We start from the raw sequence: 19,939 nt of genomic DNA, 5'->3' as shown, positions 1-19,939 counted from the left end.
TCCCATGGCCGCACCCAAGAAAGCCGCCGCAAGCGCTCCACAGGACAAGACCAACGGCGGTTCGCCCCCGGAATTCACCAGGGAGCAGGAGCTCAAGGCGCTCCGCGACATGCTCCTGATCCGCAGGTTCGAGGAAAAGGCCGGCCAGCTCTACGGCATGGGCGCGATCGGCGGCTTCTGCCACCTCTATATCGGCCAGGAGGCCGTGGTGGTCGGCATGCAGATGGCTCTCAAGGAGGGCGATCAGGTCATCACCGGCTATCGCGACCACGGTCACATGCTCGCGACCGGCATGGACGCCAACGGCGTCATGGCCGAGCTCACGGGACGCCGCGGCGGCTATTCCAAGGGCAAGGGCGGCTCCATGCACATGTTCAGCAAGGAGAAGCACTTTTACGGCGGCCACGGCATCGTCGGTGCCCAGGTCTCGCTCGGCACGGGTCTGGCCTTCGCCAACAACTATCGCGGCAACGGCAATGTCAGCGTCACCTATTTCGGCGACGGCGCGGCCAACCAGGGCCAAGTCTATGAGAGCTTCAACATGGCGGAGCTCTGGAAGCTGCCGGTGATCTATGTCATCGAGAACAACCGCTACGCCATGGGCACCGCGGTCTCGCGCGCTTCCGCGCAGCAGGACTTTTCCAAGCGCGGCGCGTCCTTCAACATCCCCGGCCTGCAAGTCGACGGCATGGACGTCCGTGCGGTGAAGGCTGCGGGCGACGAGGCCGCCGCCTGGTGCCGCGCCGGCAAGGGGCCGATGATCCTGGAAATGCAGACCTACCGCTATCGCGGCCACTCGATGTCCGACCCTGCAAAATACCGCACGCGCGAGGAGGTCGAGAAGGTCCGCCACGATCAGGACCCGATCGAGCAGGTGCGCAACCGCCTGTTGGCCGCCAAGGTCAGCGAGGCCGACCTCAAGGCGATCGACGCCGAGGTGCGCGATATCGTCAACGCGTCTGCCGACTTTGCCCAGCATGATCCCGAGCCGGATGCCGCCGAGCTCTGGACCGACGTTTACCGCTGAACGCGCGCAAGCTTTCTTTTGGAGCCGATATGCCAATTCAAGTGCTGATGCCCGCGTTGTCGCCCACGATGGAAAAGGGCAACCTCGCCAAATGGCTGAAAAAAGAGGGTGAGGCCATCAAGTCCGGCGATGTCATCGCCGAGATCGAGACCGACAAGGCGACCATGGAGGTCGAGGCGACCGACGAGGGCACGCTCGGCAAGATCCTGATCCCCGAAGGCACCGCCGACGTCGCCGTCAACACGCCGATCGCGACGATTCTTGCCGACGGTGAGAGCGCCGCTGATCTCGCAAAGGCGCCCGCGCCGGCCCCGCAGCCGAAGGCCGCCGAATCCGCAGCCCCTGCCGCCGCAAAGGCCGAGGCACCCGCGCCCAGGGCTGCGCCGTCCGCACCACAAGCCGTCGCCGAGCCTGATCCGGAAGTGCCCGCGGGCACCGAGATGGTGACGCAGACCATCCGCGAAGCGCTGCGCGATGCCATGGCCGAAGAGATGCGCCGCGACGCCGACGTCTTCGTGATGGGCGAAGAGGTTGCCGAGTATCAGGGCGCCTACAAGGTCACCCAGGGCCTGCTCCAGGAATTCGGCGCCAAGCGCGTGATCGACACACCGATCACCGAGCACGGCTTTGCCGGCATCGGCGTCGGCGCCGCGATGACCGGGCTGAAGCCGGTCGTCGAGTTCATGACCTTCAACTTCGCGATGCAGGCGATCGACCAGATCATCAACTCCGCCGCCAAGACGCTCTATATGTCCGGCGGCCAGATGGGGTGCTCGATCGTGTTCCGCGGCCCGAACGGCGCCGCCGCGCGCGTCGCCGCGCAGCACAGCCAGGACTATTCATCCTGGTATTCGAACGTTCCGGGTCTCAAGGTCGTCGCGCCGTTCTCGGCCGCGGATTACAAGGGCCTGCTCAAGGCCGCGATCCGCGATCCCAATCCGGTGATCTTCCTCGAGAACGAGGTGCTCTACGGCCACACCGGCGAAGTGCCAAAGCTCGACGACTTCGTGATCCCGATCGGCAAGGCGCGCATCGTGCGCTCCGGCAGCCACGTCACAATCATCTCCTGGTCGAACGGCATGACCTATGCGCTCAAGGCCGCCGACGAGCTCGCCAAGGACGGCATCGAGGCCGAGGTGATCGACCTGCGCACGCTGCGCCCGATGGACACCGAGACCATCGTCAACTCGGTCAAGAAGACGGGGCGCGCCGTCACGGTGGAAGAGGGCTGGGCCCAGAGCGGCGTCGGCGCCGAGATCGCCGCACGGATCATGGAGAACGCCTTCGACTATCTGGACGCGCCCGTTGCGCGCGTCTCCGGCAAGGACGTGCCGATGCCCTATGCCGCGAATCTGGAGAAGCTCGCGCTGCCGTCGGCGGCGGAAGTCGTCGAGGCCGCCAAAGCCGTCTGCTACAGGTAGACCATGGCGGGCCCGAAGGAGCAGCCACTGCCACCCGACGTCATGACCCGCGAGGACGCGGTCGAGATCCTGCGCGTGTTCGTGCTGGACGGCGGGCTGTCGATGGCGTTCCAGCGCGCCTTCGAGGAACCCGACATGTGGGGCCTCTTGCTCGTCGATCTTGCCCGTCACGCCGCGCGCGCCTATGCGCGCGAGAGCGAATATACCGAGGAGGACGCGTTGAGCCGGATCCTCGAGATGTTCCAGGCCGAGATCGAGCGCCCCACGGACACCGGCACCACGACGCCGCGCGGGAAGGGGCACTGACAGTGGCGATCGAATCCTATCACTTCGATTTCATGCTGGAGGCGATCCGCGAGGCGGAGGCCTCGATCGCGCAGGGCGGCCTGCCGATCGGCGCCGTGCTGACGCGCGACAACCAGATCATCGCCCGCGGTCACAACAACCGCGTGCAGGAGAACAACGTGATCCTGCACGGCGAGATGAGCTGCCTGCGCGAGGCCGGCGCGATCACATTCCACGACACCGTCATGTACACCACGCTGTCGCCATGCTCGATGTGTGCCGGCGCGCTCGCATTGTTCAAGGTGAAGCTGGTGGTGATCGGGGAATCCGTCACCTTTCCGGGCTCCAAGGACATCCTCGACAAGTTCGGCATCCCCTGGATCGACCTTGCCGACGACCGCTCCATCACCATGATGAAGAATTGGCGTTCCATCCCTGCCAATGAGCGCCTCTGGCAGGGCGACATCGGCAACTAAACCTGGTCTGTTCGTCTTCGCTGTCGGAGACGACGTTTTGCAAAGTTCTTCTTGAGGTCAGCATGCCCATCAACATCCTGATGCCCGCTCTCTCGCCGACGATGGAGAAGGGCAACCTCGCCAAGTGGCTGAAGAAGGAAGGCGACAAGGTCAAATCCGGCGATGTCATCGCCGAGATCGAGACCGACAAGGCGACCATGGAGGTCGAGGCCATCGACGAGGGCACGATCGCCAAGATCCTGGTGCCCGAAGGCACGCAGGACGTCCCGGTCAACGACGTCATCGCCGTGCTGGCCGGTGAGGGCGAGGATGTGAAGGCCGCTGGTGCCGCCAAGCCCAGCGCCTCCGCCGCGCCGCCGAAAGCCACGGATGCTCCCGCTGCTGCGCCAGCTCCCGCGACAGCACCTGCTGCGCCCAAGGCTGCACCGCCGCCCGCCGCCGCACCCGCGCCGCAGGCTGCCGCACCGGCTGCTCAGAGCAACGGCCATGGCGGCCGCGTGTTCTCATCGCCGCTGGCGCGACGTCTGGCCAAGGACGCCGGCATCGACGTGTCGATGGTGACAGGCACCGGCCCGCACGGCCGCGTCGTCGCCCGCGACGTCGAGCAGGCCAAGTCCGGCAAGGGCCTCAAGGCGCCCGCCGCGGCGCCGTCATCCGCGCCCTCGATCGCGCCGACCATGTCGGACAAGCAGATCCTGTCGCTGTTCGAGCCCGGCTCCTACGACATCGTCCCGCACGACGGCATGCGCCGCACGATCGCGCAGCGCCTGACTGCGTCGATCCAGAACGTCCCGCATTTCTACCTCACCATCGACTGCGACATCGGCAAGCTGCTCGCCGCGCGCGAGGAGATCAATGCGGCGGCTCCCAAGGACAAGGAGAAGAAGCCGCTCTACAAGATCTCGGTCAACGACTTCGTCATCAAGGCGATGGCGGTCGCGCTCCAGAAGATCCCGAACTGCAATGTGAGCTGGACCGAAAGCGGCATGGTCAAGCATCACCATTCCGACGTCGGCGTTGCCGTGGCGATGCCCGGTGGCCTGATCACGCCGATCATCCGGAAAGCGGAGACCAAGACGCTCTCCACCATCTCCAACGAGATGAAGGACTTTGCCGCGCGCGCCCGCTCGCGCAAGCTCAAGCCCGAGGAATACCAGGGCGGCACCACCGCCGTGTCCAACCTCGGCATGTACGGCATCAGCCACTTCACCGCCGTGATCAACCCGCCGCATGCCACCATCCTCGCGGTCGGCACCAGCGAAGAACGGCCCGTGGTGCGGAATGGCAAGATCGAGATCGCGCACATGATGAGCGTGACCTTGTCGTGCGATCACCGCGCCATCGACGGCGCGCTCGGCGCCGAGCTGATCGGCGCGTTCAAGCAGCTCATCGAAAATCCGGTCATGATGATGGTCTGAGATGGCGCATGCGGACGCGCTGGCCCTGGATCTCAATGGTGATCTCGCTGGTGTTGACGCTCAGCCCGATCGGCCGCGACATCATTGAATCTGCCTTCTTTGCCGGAGAGAGACTGTCGCGCGACATCTGGAGACCCATTGCGCTGGTGATCATCGCCGTCATGGCGGCGGTCATCCTCGCGGAATGGCTGATCAGAACTTACATCCTCAATCGCCGCGCCCGCGGCGCAACGACCGCTTGAGTTGAACGGGAGCCGCCATGGCCGATACATCCTTCGACATCATCATCATCGGCTCCGGTCCCGGCGGCTATGTCACCGCGATCCGCGCCGCCCAGCTCGGCTTCAAGGTCGCGATCGTCGAAAAGTCCTACCTCGGCGGCATCTGCCTGAACTGGGGCTGCATCCCGACCAAGGCGCTGCTGCGCTCCGCCGAGATCTATCACTACATGCAGCACGCCAAGGATTACGGCCTGTCGGCCGAGAAGGTCTCGTTCGACCCGAAGGCTGTGGTGCAGCGTTCGCGTGGCGTCTCGAAGCGGCTGAATGACGGCGTCGGCTTCCTGATGAAGAAGAACAAGGTGACCGTAATCTGGGGCGCTGCCTCGATCGACGCGCCCGGCAAGGTCACCGTGAAGAAGTCCGACGTCGAAGCGCCGAAGGGCGCGCTGGGCGAGGGGACCTACCAGGCCAAGCACATCATCGTCGCGACCGGCGCGCGGCCGCGCGTGCTGCCGGGGCTCGAGCCCGACAAGAAGCTGATCTGGACCTATTTCGAGGCGATGGTGCCGGAGCGGATGCCGAAGTCGCTGCTGGTCGTCGGCTCCGGCGCGATCGGCATCGAATTCGCCTCGTTCTTCCACACCATGGGCTCTGACGTCACCGTGGTCGAGGTGCTGCCGCAGATCCTGCCGGTCGAGGACGCCGAGATCGCCGGCCTTGCGCGCAAGCGTTTCGAAAAGCAGGGCATCAAGATCCTGTCCTCGACCAAGGTGACGAAGCTCGAGAAGAAGGCCGACAGCGTCGTCGCCACCATCGACGACGGCAAGGGCAAGCCTGTGACCACCGAGTTCGAGCGCGTGATCTCGGCGGTCGGCGTCGTTGGCAACATCGAGAGCCTCGGCCTCGAAAAGCTCGGTGTCAAAACCGATCGCGGCTGCATCGTGATCGACGGTTACGGCAAGACCAACGTCCCCGGCATCTACGCCATTGGCGACGTCGCGGGCCCCCCGATGCTGGCGCACAAGGCCGAGCATGAAGGCGTGATCTGCGTCGAGGCGATCAAGGGCCTGCATCCGCATCCCATGGACAAGAACCTGATCCCGGGCTGCACCTATTGCCAGCCGCAGGTCGCCTCGGTCGGCCTCACCGAAGCCAAGGCCAAGGAGAACGGCCGCGAGATCCGCGTCGGCCGCTTCCCCTTCGTCGGCAACGGCAAGGCGATTGCGCTGGGCGAGGACCAGGGCCTGGTCAAGGTGATCTTCGACAAGAAGACCGGTCAGCTCCTCGGCGCCCACATGGTCGGCGCGGAGGTCACCGAGCTGATCCAGGGCTATGTCGTCGCCATGAATCTGGAGACGACGGAAGAAGAGCTGATGCACACCGTGTTCCCGCATCCGACGCTGTCGGAGATGATGAAGGAAGCCGTGCTGGATGCTTATGGGCGAGTGTTGAATATTTGAGGGAAGGGGGACTGCGGCGTCGGGGGCGCTCTGAGCAGTCCCGTCATCCTGAGGTGTGAGGCCGGCGGTGCGGAGCACCGTTGGCCGAGCCTCGAAGGATGAGCGGCCGAGATGCAGCCGGTCTCGTCGCCCTTCGAGGCTCACCATACGGCGCGATGCGCCGCATGGCTCGCGCCTCAAGGTGACGGATCACGTAATGAACGGAACAGAACAAGAAGAGGGCCAACCCATGCACGACAACGACAACCTCACCATCGAACGCCCGACCTTCGTCACCCATCTCGAATGCGCGATGGAAGGCGATCACTACGCGGCCGACCAGGTCCACAACCTCTCGAAAGCCGGCAAGCCGCTGCTGGTGCGCTACGACCTCGCGGGCGTGAAGAAGGCGCTGACCAAGGATGCGCTCAAGGAACGCCCCGCTGACATGTGGCGCTATCGCGAGCTGCTGCCGGTGCGCAAATGCAAGGACATCGTCTCGCTCGGCGAGGTGACGACGCCGCTGATCCGGCTGCCGAAGCTCGGAAAAAAGCTGGGCGGCGGTGAGATCATCGTGAAGGATGAGGGACGCCTGCCGACCGGCTCGTTCAAGGCGCGCGGTCTGGTGATGGCGGTGTCGATGGGCAAGGCGCTCGGCATCAAGCACATGGCGATGCCGACCAACGGCAATGCCGGTGCGGCGCTCGCGGCTTACGCGACCTCCTGCGGCATCAAGACCACGATCTTCTGCCCGGCCGATACGCCGGAAGTGAACGTCAGCGAGATCGAGCTCCAGGGTGCGACCGTCTACCGCGTCAACGGCTATATCGACGATTGCGGCAAGATCGTCGGCGAGGGCAAGGCGAAGGTCGGCTGGTTCGACACCTCCACGCTGAAGGAGCCGTACCGCATCGAAGGCAAGAAGACGATGGGCCTCGAACTCGCCGAGCAGCTCGGCTGGGACGTGCCCGACGTGATCTTCTATCCGACTGGCGGCGGCACTGGCCTGATCGGCATGTGGAAGGCCTTTGACGAGCTCGAGAAGATCGGCTTCATCGGTTCGAAGCGCCCGCGCATGGTCGCGGTGCAAGCCTCCGGGTGCGCGCCGATGGTGCGCGCCTTCGATGCCGGCACCGAGCATGCGACGCGCTGGGAGGACGCCCACACCATCGCGTCCGGCATCCGCGTGCCGCAGGCGATCGGCGATTTCCTGATCCTGCGCGCGGTGCGCGAGAGCAAGGGCTTTGCCATCGCGGTCGACGACGACAAGATCTCGGCGGCGCTGAACGAGGTCGCGCGCGAGGAGGGGCTTTTGCTGTGCCCCGAGGGCGCCGCGACCTACGCCGCTTACAAGGAAAGCCTGGCCGACGGCCGCGTCAGCAAGACCGACCGCGTGATGTTGTTCAACTGCGCGACCGGCCTGAAATACCCGCTGCCGCCGGTCACCCGCACGCTCGATCGTCACAAGCCGATCGACTTCTCGCAGTTCTAGAAATCTCTCCCTCTCCCCGTTCTTACGGGGGCGCGACGAGCTTCGCTCGCGCTGGGAGGGTTGGGGTGAGAGGCCTGCTTCCGCGCGAACACGGTGGCAGATGGGCTCGCGGAGGCTCCCGCTGACCCATTTGCTTCGCAATTCGACCTCTCCCCGCAAGCGGGGCGAGGTAAAGAAAAACAACAATGACATTGCTGGGGAGAACACAATGACGAAGGCCGTCTGGGCCGGGCTGATCGGTATTCTCGCTCTCACCGGCGCTGCGCGCGCCGACGACTATCCCTCGCATCCTATCACCATCATCGTTCCCTTCGCGGCCGGCGGCCCGTCGGATGCGATGGCGCGCGTGCTCGCCGAACGGATGCGGACGACGCTCGGCCAGCCCCTGGTGATCGAGAACGTCACCGGCGCCGGCGGTTCGATCGGCGTCGGTCGCGCCGTGCATTCGCCGGCAGACGGCTACACCATCTCGTTTGGCCATCTCGGCACCCATGTGGCCAACGGCGCCGTCTACAAGCTCAACTACGATCTCGTCGCCGATCTCGAACCGGTGGTGTTGTTGCCGAGTAACCCGATGATCGTCGTCAGCAAGAACGCGGTCCCGGCGACGTCGCTGAAAGAGCTTTTGGACTGGCTCAAGTCGCGGCCGTCGGCGGCAACCGCCGGCACGGCCGGTGCGGGCTCCGGCAGCCACATCGCCGGGGTCTATTTTGAGAGTGTCAGCGGCATCAAGCTGCAATACGTGCCGTATCGCGGCACTGCGCCCGCGCTGAACGATCTCATCGCGGGCCAGATCGACGTCATCGTCGACCAGACCTCCAACTCCATCAACCAGGTCCGCGCCGGCACCATCCGTGCCTACGCCGTCACCGACGACAAGCGCCTGTCCTCGGCGCCGGACGTCCCGACCGCGGAGGAGGCGGGCCTGAAAGGCTTCCACATGACGCTGTGGTCGGGGATGTGGGTGCCGAAGGGCACGCCGAAGGAGATCGTGACCAAGCTCAACGCCGCCGCCGTGGAGGCCCTGAACGATCCCGCCGTGAAGAAGCAGCTCGAAAGCCAGGGCCTGGAGATGACGCCGCAGGATCAGCTCACCCCTGAAGCCCTCGGCACCCGCCAGAAGGCGGAGATCGCAAAATGGTGGCCAATCATCAAGGCGGCGAATATCAAGGTGGATTAGAGCACCTTGCCGCTTCGTATGTCGCCACGACGACGAGTAGCCGCGGCCTGAGGGGCAGGCGCGGCCGCGTTACAACTTGGCTTCATCCGCCCCCGTCAGGGCCGCCTCCAGACATTGAAGCAGCTTCGGCGTGGAAAACGGCTTCGCGAGAAAGCAGGTCGCGCCGGCCTTCAGCGCGCGGTCGCGCACGGCCTCGTCGGGAAAAGCCGTCATGAAGATGAAGGGCGTGATGCGCCCGAGGCTGCGCATATGCGTCAACAGCTCGACACCGCTCATGGCCAACATCTGCACGTCGGCGATTACGCAGGAGGTCGTGTCCAGTTCGGCGGATTGAAGAAATTCGTGAGCGGAACCAAAGGTGTGGACCGTGTATCCGCGCGACGTCAGGAGGTTGTTCGTCGCAAGGCGAACGGAGGGATCATCATCAATGACGGAAATGATCGAGGGCACTGACAATATGATCGCTCCTGAACGGGGAGCCGCCGGGCACGGTTCAGCCGCTTACGGAAAGTGGGCCCCCGGAGCGGGATTGGAAAGCATACTTAGGTTTGCAGGTGACCCCTGTTGCGCGGGATTCCGAGCGCGTCGGTCATTCTGACGAGATCGGCCAATGACTTCGCCCCCATTTTCCGCATGATCTGCCCGCGATAGATCTTCACGGTGATCTCGGCCAATCCAAGTTCGGCGGCGACCTGTTTGTTCATCAGGCCGGATGCAACCAGGGCGAGCACGTCGCGCTCGCGCGCTGTCAGCCCCTCGAAACGGGATCGCACGCCCGAGATCGACTTCTCGGCATCGCGCCGCCTGCGATCCCGTTCGATCGCTGCCTGCACCGCATCCAGCATGTCCTGGTCGCGCACCGGCTTGGTCAGAAAATCGACGGCACCGCTCTTCATGGCTCTCACGGTCATGGGAATATCGCCATGACCGGTGATGAAGATAATGGGCGTGTGAATATTGGCCTTGGCGAGGTCCGCCTGGAGGTCGAGGCCGCTCGATCCTGGCAGACGGATGTCGAGCACGAGGCAACTGGGGACCGCAGGCGGTTGGGCTTCCATGATCTCCGCCGCCGAACTGAAGGCCTCGACCTTAAGGCCGACCGATTGAAAGAGATTGGTCAGCGCGCGGCGCATCGACGGATCATCATCGACGATCCGGACGATCGGGTCACCTGCGCTCGCCTGGGCCTGCTTGGCATTGTCGGTCACGACGTGTCCTTGTGCGGCAAGGGCAGGGCGATCTGGAATGTTGCACCGCTCCCCTCATTTTGAAAGGCCGAAAGCCGGCCCGCGTGAGCCTCGATGATCGATCGGCAGATCGAGAGTCCCATCCCCAGACCGCCCGACTTCGTCGTGAAGAAGGGGGTGAAGATGCGCTCCTTTACGTCTTTGCCGAGGCCGACACCGCGATCCGTCACGGTGAGGAGCAGGCGGTCGTCATCGTCGTCGTCGTCCGTCAGGCTCGAGCGGATCGCCAGTTCGCGCGGGTGGTCAACATTGGCTTGCATGGCTTCGATGCCGTTCATCACCAGGTTGATCAGCACCTGCTGGAGCTGGATCCGGTCGCCGCAAATCCTCGGCAGGTCGGACGCCAACTCCATCCGCACCGACACCCCATGGGTCGCGAGCTCGCGCCGAACGAGCGCCACCGCCTCCCGGACGACTTGGTTGATGTCGAGTGAAACCACTTCGATCTCGGTTTTCTTCGCGAGCGCCCTGATCCGGCGGATCACCTCGCTGGCCCGATTGGCGTCCTCGACAATCCATTCTGCGGAACGGCGCGCGGCCTTCAAGTCGGCGGGTTCGCGATCGAGCCAAGCGATGCAGGCGTCCGCATTGGAGATCACGGCGGCAAGAGGCTGGGTGATTTCGTGGGCAATCGAGGCGGTAAGTTCGCCAAGCGTCGTGACGCGCGTGACATGGGCGAGCTCGGCTTGTGCCTTGCGCAGCGCATCTTCAGCCTGCTCCGCGCGGATCGCCGCCGTTACATCGCTGCTGACGCCTCGATAGCCGAGAAAATGACCGTCCGCGTCATGCAAGGGCTTGCCGCTGGTGCGCACGTAAATTGGAGAGCCGTTGCGATCCCTGCCGCGGTAAACCAGATCGCGGAACGGGAGGTGGGCGTCGAGCGTCGCGCGATGCTGCTCCCACTTTCCGGGCTCGAGCTCGGCATCGGGCGGAATGTCCCACCGCGTCAGGCCGATCAAGGCCGTCGGCGCAGCACTGGCCGGATCGGAGTGTTCCGATATCTTCGTGATACGGTGATCCGGCCCGGTCTCCCAAAACCAGTCCGATGCGGTTTCAGCATAGTCGCGGAATCGCTGCTCGGATGCCTTGAGCTCGTCAAATGCCCTTTGAAGTGCTTCTTTTGCGGCGACCTGCTCGGTGACGTCCACGTGGGTACCGATAATTTCCGTCACTTCGCCGTCGCTGCCGACGACGGGATGTCCCTCGGTATGAACTCGTCGTATCGAGCCGTCCGGGCGCGCAATGCGAAAGTCAATTTCGAAGGGCTTCCTTCGCCGGAGGGCCTGACGTTCCACCTCGATGATCCGCTGGAAATCCTCGGGGAGGATGCGTTCCTGGAAAGCCCGTGCCGGTACATCGATCTGGTTCGGCTCAAATCCGAACAGGCGGTAGAGTTCAGCCGAACGGTATGCAAACTCCTGACGGCGCACATCCCAGGCCCAGCTGCTTGTATGGCTGAGCCGCTGGGCCTCGGCCAGATAGGCCTCGCTGCGACGCAGCCGCTGTTCGGCCTCCTTTGCAACCGTGACATCAGTGACGCCCCCGACAAGCTCGATGCACCCGGATCCGTGTCTCAGCGCGCGCGCCACGGAATGGAGATATTTGATTGATCCATCCGGCATCAGCAGGCGATACTCATGGTCGAAATCTTCTGCTCGTCGGGCGGCCCGATCGAGCGTCCTGCTGACCGCATCGCGATCTTCCGGATGGATGCGCTGGAAGACGAAATCCAAGGTCGGCTTCACCGCCGGGTCGCACTGGAAGATGCGAAAGGTTTGCCTTGACCAGACGATCGCGCCTGTCGCGACGTCCAGGCCGAAGCTGCCGGTGCGGCTCAGTTCCTGCGCCTCTGCGAGGTAGGCTTCGCTCTGCCGCAGCGCATCCTCCGCTTCCTTGCGCTGGGTGATATTTTCGCAGGCGACCAGCACGATCGGCGTTCCATCGCCGCGCAGCATCGCCTTGGCGTTCTCACGGACCCAAAGGACTGAGCCGTCCTTCCGGAACTTGCGAATCTCCCAGGTATGCGACTGGTCCAGGGTTTCCAGGCACAACGCTACGCATCGACGGACGGCGTCGTGGTCCTCCTCGAAGAAGACGTTGAGCACGGACTGGCCAATCAGCTCGGCCGGCGTGTAGCCCAGTTGTGCGGCGCCGAACGTATTGACGTTGAGCACTGTTCCGGCCGGATCGACCATGAAATACATGACCGGATTGTGCTCGAATACCTCACGCCACTGCTTCACGGCGTCGCGTAGATCGGCGGTGTCTTGCTGCGAGTCATCTGCGACCGCGGACGCGTCCTTCTCGCCGTTGCCGAACGATCGAAGCGCGGCAAGGCCGCCGAGCAGGAGTTGTGCTGCCGAATTCCCAAATTTCGCGATCTGGCCAGGCATCATCGCAGGCGTCCCGGCTCGCTGAGGCCAAAGCAAGTAGAGCACTTTGCAACAAGGGGAGCAATTCCTTCCGACTAAAGTGGAATCCGCCCGCCGAAACTCGCGGTTGCCGTGCAGCCAGCAGGCTTTGCCTCGTCTAATTGAAGGCGAAGGGCCGGAAAACTACGGGACAAACCTACGTATAGCTCGCGCATTCCTAATCATAGCGCACATTTACCTCCGTACAATTGAGCGGTCCGTTGCGTGCGGACTAGTCTCACGACCAATCGAGGGGACGCGATGTGCAAGGCACAAGCCAGCGATTTGCGCGATGTGCTGCTCATAGAACCAAGCTCTGCGTCCGTTGCCCCGAGTTGCCGCATGATTGGCGGGTCGTGATTGAGAGGCCGCATTTTCAAAAAACGAGCGTGGATGGCCGTGCACCAGCGTACGAGCGCAGCCACGATCATGAGAGACAGGAGGAGAGCATGATGTGCGATAGGCCTGAACACTCCGAGCGCGGTCATGATGTAAAGGGCTGCGCTGTCTGCAACGGCAAGTTTGGCCTGATCCGATATTATTCCTGGCGAACGCCGCTGTGCTCCAGAAAGTGTCTCGATCGCTTCAGGGCACGCCGCGAGCGCGACCGCCGATGGTTGTTTCGATTTCAGGCGGCGTGAATTCCGCAATTCTGAACGGGAGGCTGTGTGCTGAACCGTGCTTGCAAGCTCCTCTTGACGATCGCGCTGTCGCTTCTGTCGATGACCGGCGTGGAGGCCGAGGAGTTTGGACAGGATGGTGCGCATCGTCATCATCCGCCTCAGGATCAGCTCCTGCACGAGAAGTTCTATTCGAACTGGCACATGCCCGACAATCCGGTGCTGAGTTGCTGCAACAGCGCGGATTGCTATCCGACAGAGGTACGGTACGTCGAAGGCAGGATCTACGCACGGCGCCGGGAAGACGGGAAGTACATCCTCATTCCGTCCCAGAAGGTGGAACGAAACAGGGATAATCCCGACGGCCGCAACCATCTTTGCGCCCCGCCGCCGTCCGCGTCTCTGGTCGACACGGTCTACTGCTTCGCGCTCGGAGGTGCCACGTGAGGTTCATACTGGTGAACGGCCGAACCCCTTTCCGCAAGACGTTCTGCCTATGGTGCTGCGAGGAGATCAGCGGCAGCTACTTGCGCGATGTCAGGACGCTGCTGCCCTACTGCGGCTACGAATGCTACGCGCTTCAGCATGAAAGGGCACCGTTGATCGAGGAACGTACGCGCGCGGCGTCTTGAGCAGACAGGCGAACGAGACGCATCGGCGGGTACGCCTGCCGGCAGGAGAGGACACGGCATTGCGATTCATGCTCGTCAATCAGGAACGTCCCTGCCACGGCGCCGTCTGCAGCGCGTGCGCCCGGCCGCTGGGTTCGAGCTACGTCCGGCACGTGTCCAAGCAAGAGCGTTATTGCGACCAGGATTGCTACCGTCGAGATCAGCAGACCGCCATGGAACTGCTGTGGCCCTACCGCAGCTCGCTCGAAGTGATCGCGGTGCTGGCGGCGATCTCGAGCTGGAGCTGGATGATGCAGATGGGCGCGCTCTCGCGCTCGCTGACCGAGGCATATCTGCGCGCCCACGACCTTCTGACCACGGAAGGAGGTGACGGCTAGCTGAACGACGCAGGCCGCGCAGAGTCGTCGGCCGCAGTCACCGCGTCAAGCCCCGCGCCGCGTCCAGCCCCGGCGGTCGCGAGGCTAGGGCGAGGGGGCTGCGGCCGATACCGTTGGTGCCGCGCTCACTTCCTGCGTCGTGACGCGCTGCTCGGATTTCGCGGCGACCATGCCGCTGCTCTCGAACCGCGCGCGGTAGACCAGCACGTTCTCGATCACACGCTGGACGTAATTGCGCGTCTCCGACAGCGGGATGCGCTCGACCCAGTCGACCGGGTCGACCTTGGGATCCCTGGGGTCGCCGCGCGCCTGCACCCATTCGCGCACGCGGCCGCGGCCGGCATTGTAGCCGGCGAACGTCATGATCTGGTTGCCGCGATATTCCGACAGCAGCGCGCTGAGCTCGGCCGCCCCCATCTGCGTGTTGTAGACGGGATCGGAGACCATCCTGTCCCAGTCATAGGTCAGGCCGAAGCGCTTTGCGGTGTCGCGGCCCGCTTCCGGCGTCACCTGCATCAGCCCGACCGCGTTGGCAGCCGACCTGTCGCGCTGGTCGAACGAGCTTTCGGTGCGCGCCACCGAATAGATCACGCTGGTCTCGATCGCGGGTGCGACCTGCTTGTGCTCGGGGATGCCGATGGTCGGGAAGGCGTAGTGGTCGAGCGCGAGCCCGCGCGCCAGCGCCGACTTGCCCACCTCCAGCATCACGCGGGCATCGTTGCGCTGTCCGGCCAGCTCGCCGAGGCCTTCGAGCGCGGCGACGTCGGTGCTCTCCTTGGCAAGATCCTCGGCGTAGTAGAACACCGTGTCGCGCTCGCCGATGCCATAGAGCATGTCGGCCGCGCGCACGCGCTCGTCCAGGGCTTGCGGGTCGGCTGCGGCCAGCACGGGCGAGGGCGGGCGCAGCTCGATGCGGTCGAGGCCGAGCTTGGCGCGGGCGAGCTGACCGTAATAGGCGGTCGGGTAGCGCGCCGCCGCTTGATAGCTCTGGCGCGCATCGGCCGGCGCCCCCATCGCTTCCGCGGCACGGCCGCGCCAGTAATGGGCGCGCGACAGCGCGAGTGGATTGGCCGAGCCTTCGTCGATCGCGGCGAAGTGCATCATCGCCGTCCTGGGATCGTCGAGATAGCGCAGCGCGATCCAGCCGCACATGAAGTGGTAGTCGACGCGGTAGACCTCCATCGCCGGCACGGCCGCAGCGCGCACCACGTCGTAAGCGGTCTTGAACTTGCCCTGGTCGAGCAGTTTTCGCGCGAGCAAACGGCGCTCGCGCCACCAGGCGTCGGTGTCCTGCGCCGCCATGGCGTCGGGTGCGGCGGCCAAAATCACCTCGGCCGCATCGTCGATGCGGTCCTTCTGGAGATGCCATTGCGCGCGGCACAGCACATAGCCGAGATCGCGGCGCGCCTCGGTCGAAACGTCATCGAGATAGTCCTTGGCCTTGTTGGCCTTGCCGGTGACGGCGGCGCAGGCCTTGACGATCGCGAGCGCATCCTCGCCGAGCCGTTTTGCCGCGCGCCTTGCGCCGGCATAGTCCTTGGCGCCGAGCCGCTTGTCCATGCGGGCGCGGTGGTCGTCCGCGGTGAGGAGATCGCGGAACGCCTCGTAGGAATCTTCCTCGCTGCGCTCCGACAATTCGTCCGTGCGCCAGGCCTCGCGGACGAGCCGCGCGGCCCTGTCGCTGTCGCCTTCAGTGAGCAGCACGCGGGCGAGCGCGAACTTGCCCTTGGCGCTGCTCGGGCGGTCCATGGTGAATTTGTGCACGGTGGCCGCGTCGGTCTTCTCCTGCCACAGCCGCGCCTCGGCGCGCCGGCGCAAAAGCGCGCTGCTCGGCCAGTCAGGATTGACGGCGAGGAAGGCGGCATAGCGCTTGAAATTCGCGGTACTCTCGGAATGGCGCAGCATGAACCAGTCGGCGAGCTTCTGCCCGGCGGGATCAGCGATGCGGTCGCGCGCCGCGCTCGCGTCATCGGTCTTGCCCTTGCGCGCGAGATCGATCGCGTCCTTCAGCGCGGCGAGGTCGCCGGTCAGCGGCGGCGCTGCCGGCTTGTCTGACGGCTCGTCGTCCTGCTTCTTCGGCTTGCGCTTCGCCTCGGCGTGCTTGCCATGGCGCGATTTCGCCGCGGCGTGGCGCTGCTTGCCGGCTTTCGCCTCATGCGTCTTCTTCGACGCGGACGGTTTGTTACTGCTTTTCGCCGCCAGCTCCGTCGGAAGGAGAGCCAAGGCGGCCACGGCAACGACACACGCGAGCGAGCGTAGGCACTGGTTCATTCCGTGGTCCCCCCTGCGAAACCAGTACAAACCAAAGTCCGCGACGACATGCGGCTCGAGAATCAAAGTGACGCCGAAAACGATGCCACGGCATCGTTTCGCATTTGTCACGCTGTCGCAACAATGCGGCAAAATACGGATGGAAGGCGGGAACTCTTGCAACGGGGAATAGAATAGGCTCTTTAACCTTTGTTAACGAATAAGGCTCCGGCGACGGTTGCGCACGGTCCAGGGCGCCGTGAAGGGCCAGATTGCGCGTATTCCCGGGCTGAAATCCGGTGTATTGAGTTCCCTGACCCGTCCTTTCAGCCTTTGCCCCGCACCTATGCCGATTTTCAACCAGTCGATCCGGCGCAAGATCGTCGGCATCGCCCTCGGATTGATCGTCCTGATGCTGGTCACCTCGATCCTGTCGATGGTGATGTCGAGCCAGGTCGGCGTCCTCCTGGACGAGCTGACCAACCGCTACATCCCGGCCTATGGCGATCTGGCGCGCGCCAATATCCGCTCGCTGGAGCGGTCGGTGGCGCTGCGGCGCATGGTCATGATGAAGATGCAGGCGTCCTCGGACGAGGAGGCCTATGCGGCGCGCCTGCGCGAGTTCGAGGAAGCGGACCGCAAGATCGAGGAGGAGGCCGAGGGCGCACGCAAGCTCATCAACGCGATCATCGACGACCCGAGGACGCCGTCCGACAATGCCGCGCTGGCGCGGATCGAGATCCGCATCGAGACGGCCGTCACCGAGCTGCGCCGCGACCTGAACGAGGACCACGCAAAGCTGCTCAAGCAGGTCGACGCCAAGCAGATGGCAGAAGCCCGCGGCACGCTGGAACATATCGACGCCATCCGCGACCAGTTCAATCGGAAGTTCGATGCGATCCGTGCCGACATGCTGACACAGGTCTTCGCTTCGACATCGCAGGTGATGAGCCACCAGCGCCAGGCCATCATCGTGTCGGGCATCGTGACCCTGCTCGCCGCGATCGTCGGATTTGCCTTCGCGCTGCTGGTGTCCGGCGGCATCACGCGGCCGGTGCGGCTGTTGCTGGCCGGCACCCGCGAGGTCGAGGCGGGGCGGTTCGACAAGACCATCGCCGTCTCGACCCAGGACGAGATCGGCGAGCTCGCGGCCGCCTTCAACCGCATGATCGAGCAGTTGCGCCACAACGAGCGCATCCGCGAGACGTTTGGCCGCTACATCGATCCCAAGGTGGTGCAGGGCCTGATCGAACGGCCCGAGGTCGCCATCGACGGCCAGCGCCGGGTGATGACCATCATGTTCTGCGACATGAGCGGCTTCACCTCGATGAGCGAGGGCATGACCCCGCGCGGCCTCGTCAAGGTGATGAACCACTATTTTACGGTGATGTCGGCCCCGATCAGGAGCAATCGCGGCGTCATCGACAAATATATCGGCGATGCCATCATGGCCTATTGGGGCCCGCCCTTCATCGAGGAGGATGAGCCGGCACTTCTTGCCGGCTGTGCCGCCATCGACATGACCGACCAGGTGCCCGCGCTGCAGAAGCAATTGCCCGATCTGCTCGGCATCCGCGCCATGCCCGTGCCCTGCGACCTGCGCATCGGCATCGCCACCGGCGAGGTCCTCACCGGCAGCATCGGCTCCGAGCTGATGATGAGCTTCACCGTGATGGGCGATGCCGTGAACCTCGCTTCGCGGCTCGAGGCCGTCAACAAGGTCTACGGCACCCGCATCCTGATCTCGCAGGCGACGGCGGATGCGGTCGGTGAGCGCCTCGAATTGCGCGAGATCGATCGTCTCGCGGTCGCCGGCCAGAGCGCGCCCCAGGCGATCTTCGAGGTGATGGCGAGGGCCGGCGTGCTCACCGCCGCGCAGGACAGCTTGCGCACGCACTATGCCGAAGGTCTTGCCGCCTATCGCGCCCGCCGCTTCGACGAGGCCCGCGCCGCCTTCAACGCGGCGCTCGAAGCCGTCCCCGGCGACGGTCCCTCGCGCGCGCTGCTCGCCCGCATCGCGCAGTTCGAGGTCAATCCGCCGGACGAGAGGTGGGACGGTGCCTGGCGGCTGGAGCAGAAGTAAGCCGCCGCGGGAAAAATTGTTTCTACTCGATAACGATGTTCGCCGTGACCTATTTCCCAGGCTTAGGTTGATCGTCCTTGAGGCGTTTGATGGGGACACGCCGATGACAGAACTTGAGGACAGGCTGGAACGGTTCGAGACGCTCACGGCCGAATGCGAGCTGATCGCCAAGCTCGCCACCGACAGCACCAAGCGCGAATTCTATCTCAAGCTCGCCGAGCACTATTATCAGCTTGCGCGCGAGACGCGGGCTGCGGTCGCGACCAGCGCTGCGGCCTGAAGGCGGCTGCAATCCGTTCTTAACATTTGGCACGCATCCTTTGATGGGAGCGAGCGTCGCGATTCGCGATGGCTCGCAGTGGGAATGCCGGGACTCGCTGCAATGCAACGTGTCTCGCTGATGTTGCTTTGCCGGTGCTTTTTCGGGGCAATCCCATGCGTCTGCTTGCGGTCCTCATCCTCGCGCTCATGGCGGCGGCCTGCAACCAGGAGCAGGACATCACCGGCTCGACCGCAGCCTGCCCGGTGCGGAACTACAGCTCCTACAACCCCCGCGACATGAACCAGTGCGTGGCCGCCTGCAAGGCGTGCGACCATGGCAACACGGTCACCTGCACCACGTCCTGCACGCTCAAGGGCGCGCACTGAGCGGCCAGCGGTTTGCAGAAGCTTGGGGGCCGGGATCGCCGGCCCCTTGGGCATTGAGGGGTTGACGGTGTCGGGGCACCGGAACGATTCACCTGACATAATCATTGGTAGGAGCAGGCAGGACGCGGAGTCGGATGGAATGGGTATGCTCGATCCCGGCCGGTTTCTGGTGTCGTGCTCGCAGTGCGACGCGTGGCCGATGGCGGCCAACGTCAAACGCTCGAGCTGGTCGACGTCCCCGAGCGAGGTCCGCTTCGTGTGTCCGCGCTGTCGCCGCGAGGAGACCGCGATCATCTCCGCCTCGGGCGAATTGACGCCGATCCGGCGCATCGACATCCCGCCGCGCGACGTCACGGTGGCCTGGGCTCAGGCACAGCGCCAGAGAGGGCGGGCGTAGGCGGCCGCTCTATTGCGCGATCCCCTTTCGGAACCCGGGCGATCGTCGGACGTTTCCGCCCCAACATCACGTATCGAGGCCGGGCGAATGATCAGCGCGCATTTCGACACCCGTACACGGATCAACATGAAGCTGGCGCTGGATCGGATTTGCCGCAATCGGCCCAGGGGCGAGGATCATGGGTTCCGCAGGTCGGTCGCCGAGAACATCGTCCGCTGCGCGCTCGCGGGCCGAACCGGCATCGGTCAGCTTGTCGATGCCGGTGAGCGGGCGGTGGTCACGACGCGCGCGGTGCCGAAGCCTGACTGATTGTGT

At 64.5% G+C, this 19,939-nt stretch carries 21 protein-coding genes; 17 read left to right on the top strand and 4 right to left on the bottom strand.

What is annotated here, in order from left to right; genetic code table 11:
- Positions 1 to 4: 4 nt before the first annotated feature.
- From pdhA to AAFG50_RS22725, 9 genes are all read left to right on the top strand, one after another.
- Positions 5 to 1,027: a pyruvate dehydrogenase (acetyl-transferring) E1 component subunit alpha gene (pdhA, locus tag AAFG50_RS22765; protein WP_028171818.1), complete on the top strand. Its 1,023-nt coding sequence runs from the start codon at positions 5 to 7 to the stop codon at positions 1,025 to 1,027.
- A gap of 29 nt (positions 1,028 to 1,056) precedes the next feature.
- Positions 1,057 to 2,448: a pyruvate dehydrogenase complex E1 component subunit beta gene (locus tag AAFG50_RS22760; RefSeq protein ID WP_028171819.1), complete on the top strand. Its 1,392-nt coding sequence runs from the start codon at positions 1,057 to 1,059 to the stop codon at positions 2,446 to 2,448.
- A 3-nt stretch (positions 2,449 to 2,451) separates the two neighbouring features.
- A complete protein-coding gene (locus tag AAFG50_RS22755) occupies positions 2,452 to 2,754 on the top strand; it encodes a DUF5076 domain-containing protein (RefSeq protein ID WP_008142223.1) in 303 nt (100 codons plus the stop codon).
- Between the two features lie 2 nt (positions 2,755 to 2,756).
- The gene (locus tag AAFG50_RS22750) at positions 2,757 to 3,209 is read left to right on the top strand and encodes a nucleoside deaminase (RefSeq protein WP_027548267.1); all 453 of its coding nucleotides are present in this window, start codon (positions 2,757 to 2,759) and stop codon (positions 3,207 to 3,209) included.
- Between the two features lie 62 nt (positions 3,210 to 3,271).
- Positions 3,272 to 4,627: a pyruvate dehydrogenase complex dihydrolipoamide acetyltransferase gene (locus AAFG50_RS22745; protein ID WP_011087547.1), complete on the top strand. Its 1,356-nt coding sequence runs from the start codon at positions 3,272 to 3,274 to the stop codon at positions 4,625 to 4,627.
- 8 nt (positions 4,628 to 4,635) lie between these two features.
- Complete coding sequence (locus AAFG50_RS22740) at positions 4,636 to 4,869, top strand: hypothetical protein (RefSeq protein WP_028171820.1); 234 nt, start codon at positions 4,636 to 4,638, stop codon at positions 4,867 to 4,869.
- Between the two features lie 17 nt (positions 4,870 to 4,886).
- The gene (lpdA, locus tag AAFG50_RS22735; protein WP_011087546.1) at positions 4,887 to 6,308 is read left to right on the top strand and encodes a dihydrolipoyl dehydrogenase; all 1,422 of its coding nucleotides are present in this window, start codon (positions 4,887 to 4,889) and stop codon (positions 6,306 to 6,308) included.
- A 229-nt stretch (positions 6,309 to 6,537) separates the two neighbouring features.
- A complete protein-coding gene (locus tag AAFG50_RS22730) occupies positions 6,538 to 7,779 on the top strand; it encodes a threonine synthase (RefSeq protein ID WP_028171821.1) in 1,242 nt (413 codons plus the stop codon).
- Between the two features lie 208 nt (positions 7,780 to 7,987).
- Positions 7,988 to 8,959: a tripartite tricarboxylate transporter substrate binding protein BugD gene (locus AAFG50_RS22725; protein WP_028171822.1), complete on the top strand. Its 972-nt coding sequence runs from the start codon at positions 7,988 to 7,990 to the stop codon at positions 8,957 to 8,959.
- A 69-nt stretch (positions 8,960 to 9,028) separates the two neighbouring features.
- Here AAFG50_RS22725 and AAFG50_RS22720 read toward each other — a convergent pair whose 3' ends face one another.
- The 3 genes from AAFG50_RS22720 to AAFG50_RS22710 all read right to left on the bottom strand — a co-directional run bounded on the left by AAFG50_RS22720 (position 9,029) and on the right by AAFG50_RS22710 (position 12,602).
- Positions 9,029 to 9,415 carry a response regulator gene (locus AAFG50_RS22720; RefSeq protein WP_028171823.1) on the bottom strand — a complete coding sequence of 129 codons (387 nt, stop codon included), beginning with the start codon at positions 9,413 to 9,415 and terminating at the stop codon, positions 9,029 to 9,031.
- Between the two features lie 86 nt (positions 9,416 to 9,501).
- Positions 9,502 to 10,167, bottom strand: a complete 666-nt coding sequence (locus AAFG50_RS22715; protein ID WP_011087542.1) for a response regulator transcription factor — start codon at positions 10,165 to 10,167, stop codon at positions 9,502 to 9,504.
- Entirely contained in the window at positions 10,164 to 12,602 is a 2,439-nt protein-coding gene (locus tag AAFG50_RS22710; protein WP_039184555.1) for a PAS domain S-box protein, read from the bottom strand. Before AAFG50_RS22710 ends, AAFG50_RS22715 begins: the two co-directional genes overlap by 4 nt.
- 710 nt (positions 12,603 to 13,312) lie before the next feature.
- Between AAFG50_RS22710 and AAFG50_RS22705 the strand changes: the two genes are divergently transcribed.
- From AAFG50_RS22705 to AAFG50_RS22695, 3 genes are all read left to right on the top strand, one after another.
- Complete coding sequence (locus AAFG50_RS22705) at positions 13,313 to 13,684, top strand: hypothetical protein (protein ID WP_231166488.1); 372 nt, start codon at positions 13,313 to 13,315, stop codon at positions 13,682 to 13,684.
- Positions 13,681 to 13,869, top strand: a complete 189-nt coding sequence (locus AAFG50_RS22700; protein ID WP_060912348.1) for a hypothetical protein — start codon at positions 13,681 to 13,683, stop codon at positions 13,867 to 13,869. Before AAFG50_RS22705 ends, AAFG50_RS22700 begins: the two co-directional genes overlap by 4 nt.
- 212 nt (positions 13,870 to 14,081) lie before the next feature.
- Positions 14,082 to 14,246 (top strand): hypothetical protein, encoded by a 165-nt coding sequence (locus AAFG50_RS22695; RefSeq protein WP_231166487.1) that lies wholly within the window; start codon positions 14,082 to 14,084, stop codon positions 14,244 to 14,246.
- 84 nt (positions 14,247 to 14,330) lie between these two features.
- Here AAFG50_RS22695 and AAFG50_RS22690 read toward each other — a convergent pair whose 3' ends face one another.
- On the bottom strand, positions 14,331 to 16,517 hold the full coding sequence (locus tag AAFG50_RS22690) for a lytic transglycosylase domain-containing protein (RefSeq protein ID WP_028171826.1): 2,187 nt from the start codon (positions 16,515 to 16,517) through the stop codon (positions 14,331 to 14,333).
- A gap of 325 nt (positions 16,518 to 16,842) precedes the next feature.
- Here AAFG50_RS22690 and AAFG50_RS22685 point away from each other — a divergent pair, with 325 nt between their 5' ends.
- The 5 genes from AAFG50_RS22685 (at position 16,843) to AAFG50_RS22665 (ending at position 19,933) form a co-directional block, all read left to right on the top strand.
- On the top strand, positions 16,843 to 18,579 hold the full coding sequence (locus tag AAFG50_RS22685) for an adenylate/guanylate cyclase domain-containing protein (protein WP_028171827.1): 1,737 nt from the start codon (positions 16,843 to 16,845) through the stop codon (positions 18,577 to 18,579).
- Positions 18,580 to 18,682: 103 nt separating this feature from the next.
- On the top strand, positions 18,683 to 18,859 hold the full coding sequence (locus tag AAFG50_RS22680; RefSeq protein ID WP_166466009.1) for a hypothetical protein: 177 nt from the start codon (positions 18,683 to 18,685) through the stop codon (positions 18,857 to 18,859).
- A 155-nt stretch (positions 18,860 to 19,014) separates the two neighbouring features.
- Positions 19,015 to 19,227, top strand: coding sequence for a hypothetical protein (locus AAFG50_RS22675; RefSeq protein ID WP_028171828.1), 213 nt, complete (start codon positions 19,015 to 19,017; stop codon positions 19,225 to 19,227).
- Positions 19,228 to 19,366: 139 nt separating this feature from the next.
- Positions 19,367 to 19,624, top strand: a complete 258-nt coding sequence (locus tag AAFG50_RS22670) for a hypothetical protein (RefSeq protein WP_028171829.1) — start codon at positions 19,367 to 19,369, stop codon at positions 19,622 to 19,624.
- Between the two features lie 87 nt (positions 19,625 to 19,711).
- Positions 19,712 to 19,933 (top strand): hypothetical protein, encoded by a 222-nt coding sequence (locus tag AAFG50_RS22665; RefSeq protein WP_028171830.1) that lies wholly within the window; start codon positions 19,712 to 19,714, stop codon positions 19,931 to 19,933.
- Positions 19,934 to 19,939 lie beyond the last annotated feature (6 nt).

Source organism: Bradyrhizobium sp. B039 (assembly GCF_038965675.1).
GTDB lineage: Bacteria > Pseudomonadota > Alphaproteobacteria > Rhizobiales > Xanthobacteraceae > Bradyrhizobium > Bradyrhizobium diazoefficiens.
The sequence above is the reverse complement of the archived record's forward strand: the minus strand, read 5'-3'. Positions and strand labels throughout refer to the sequence as shown.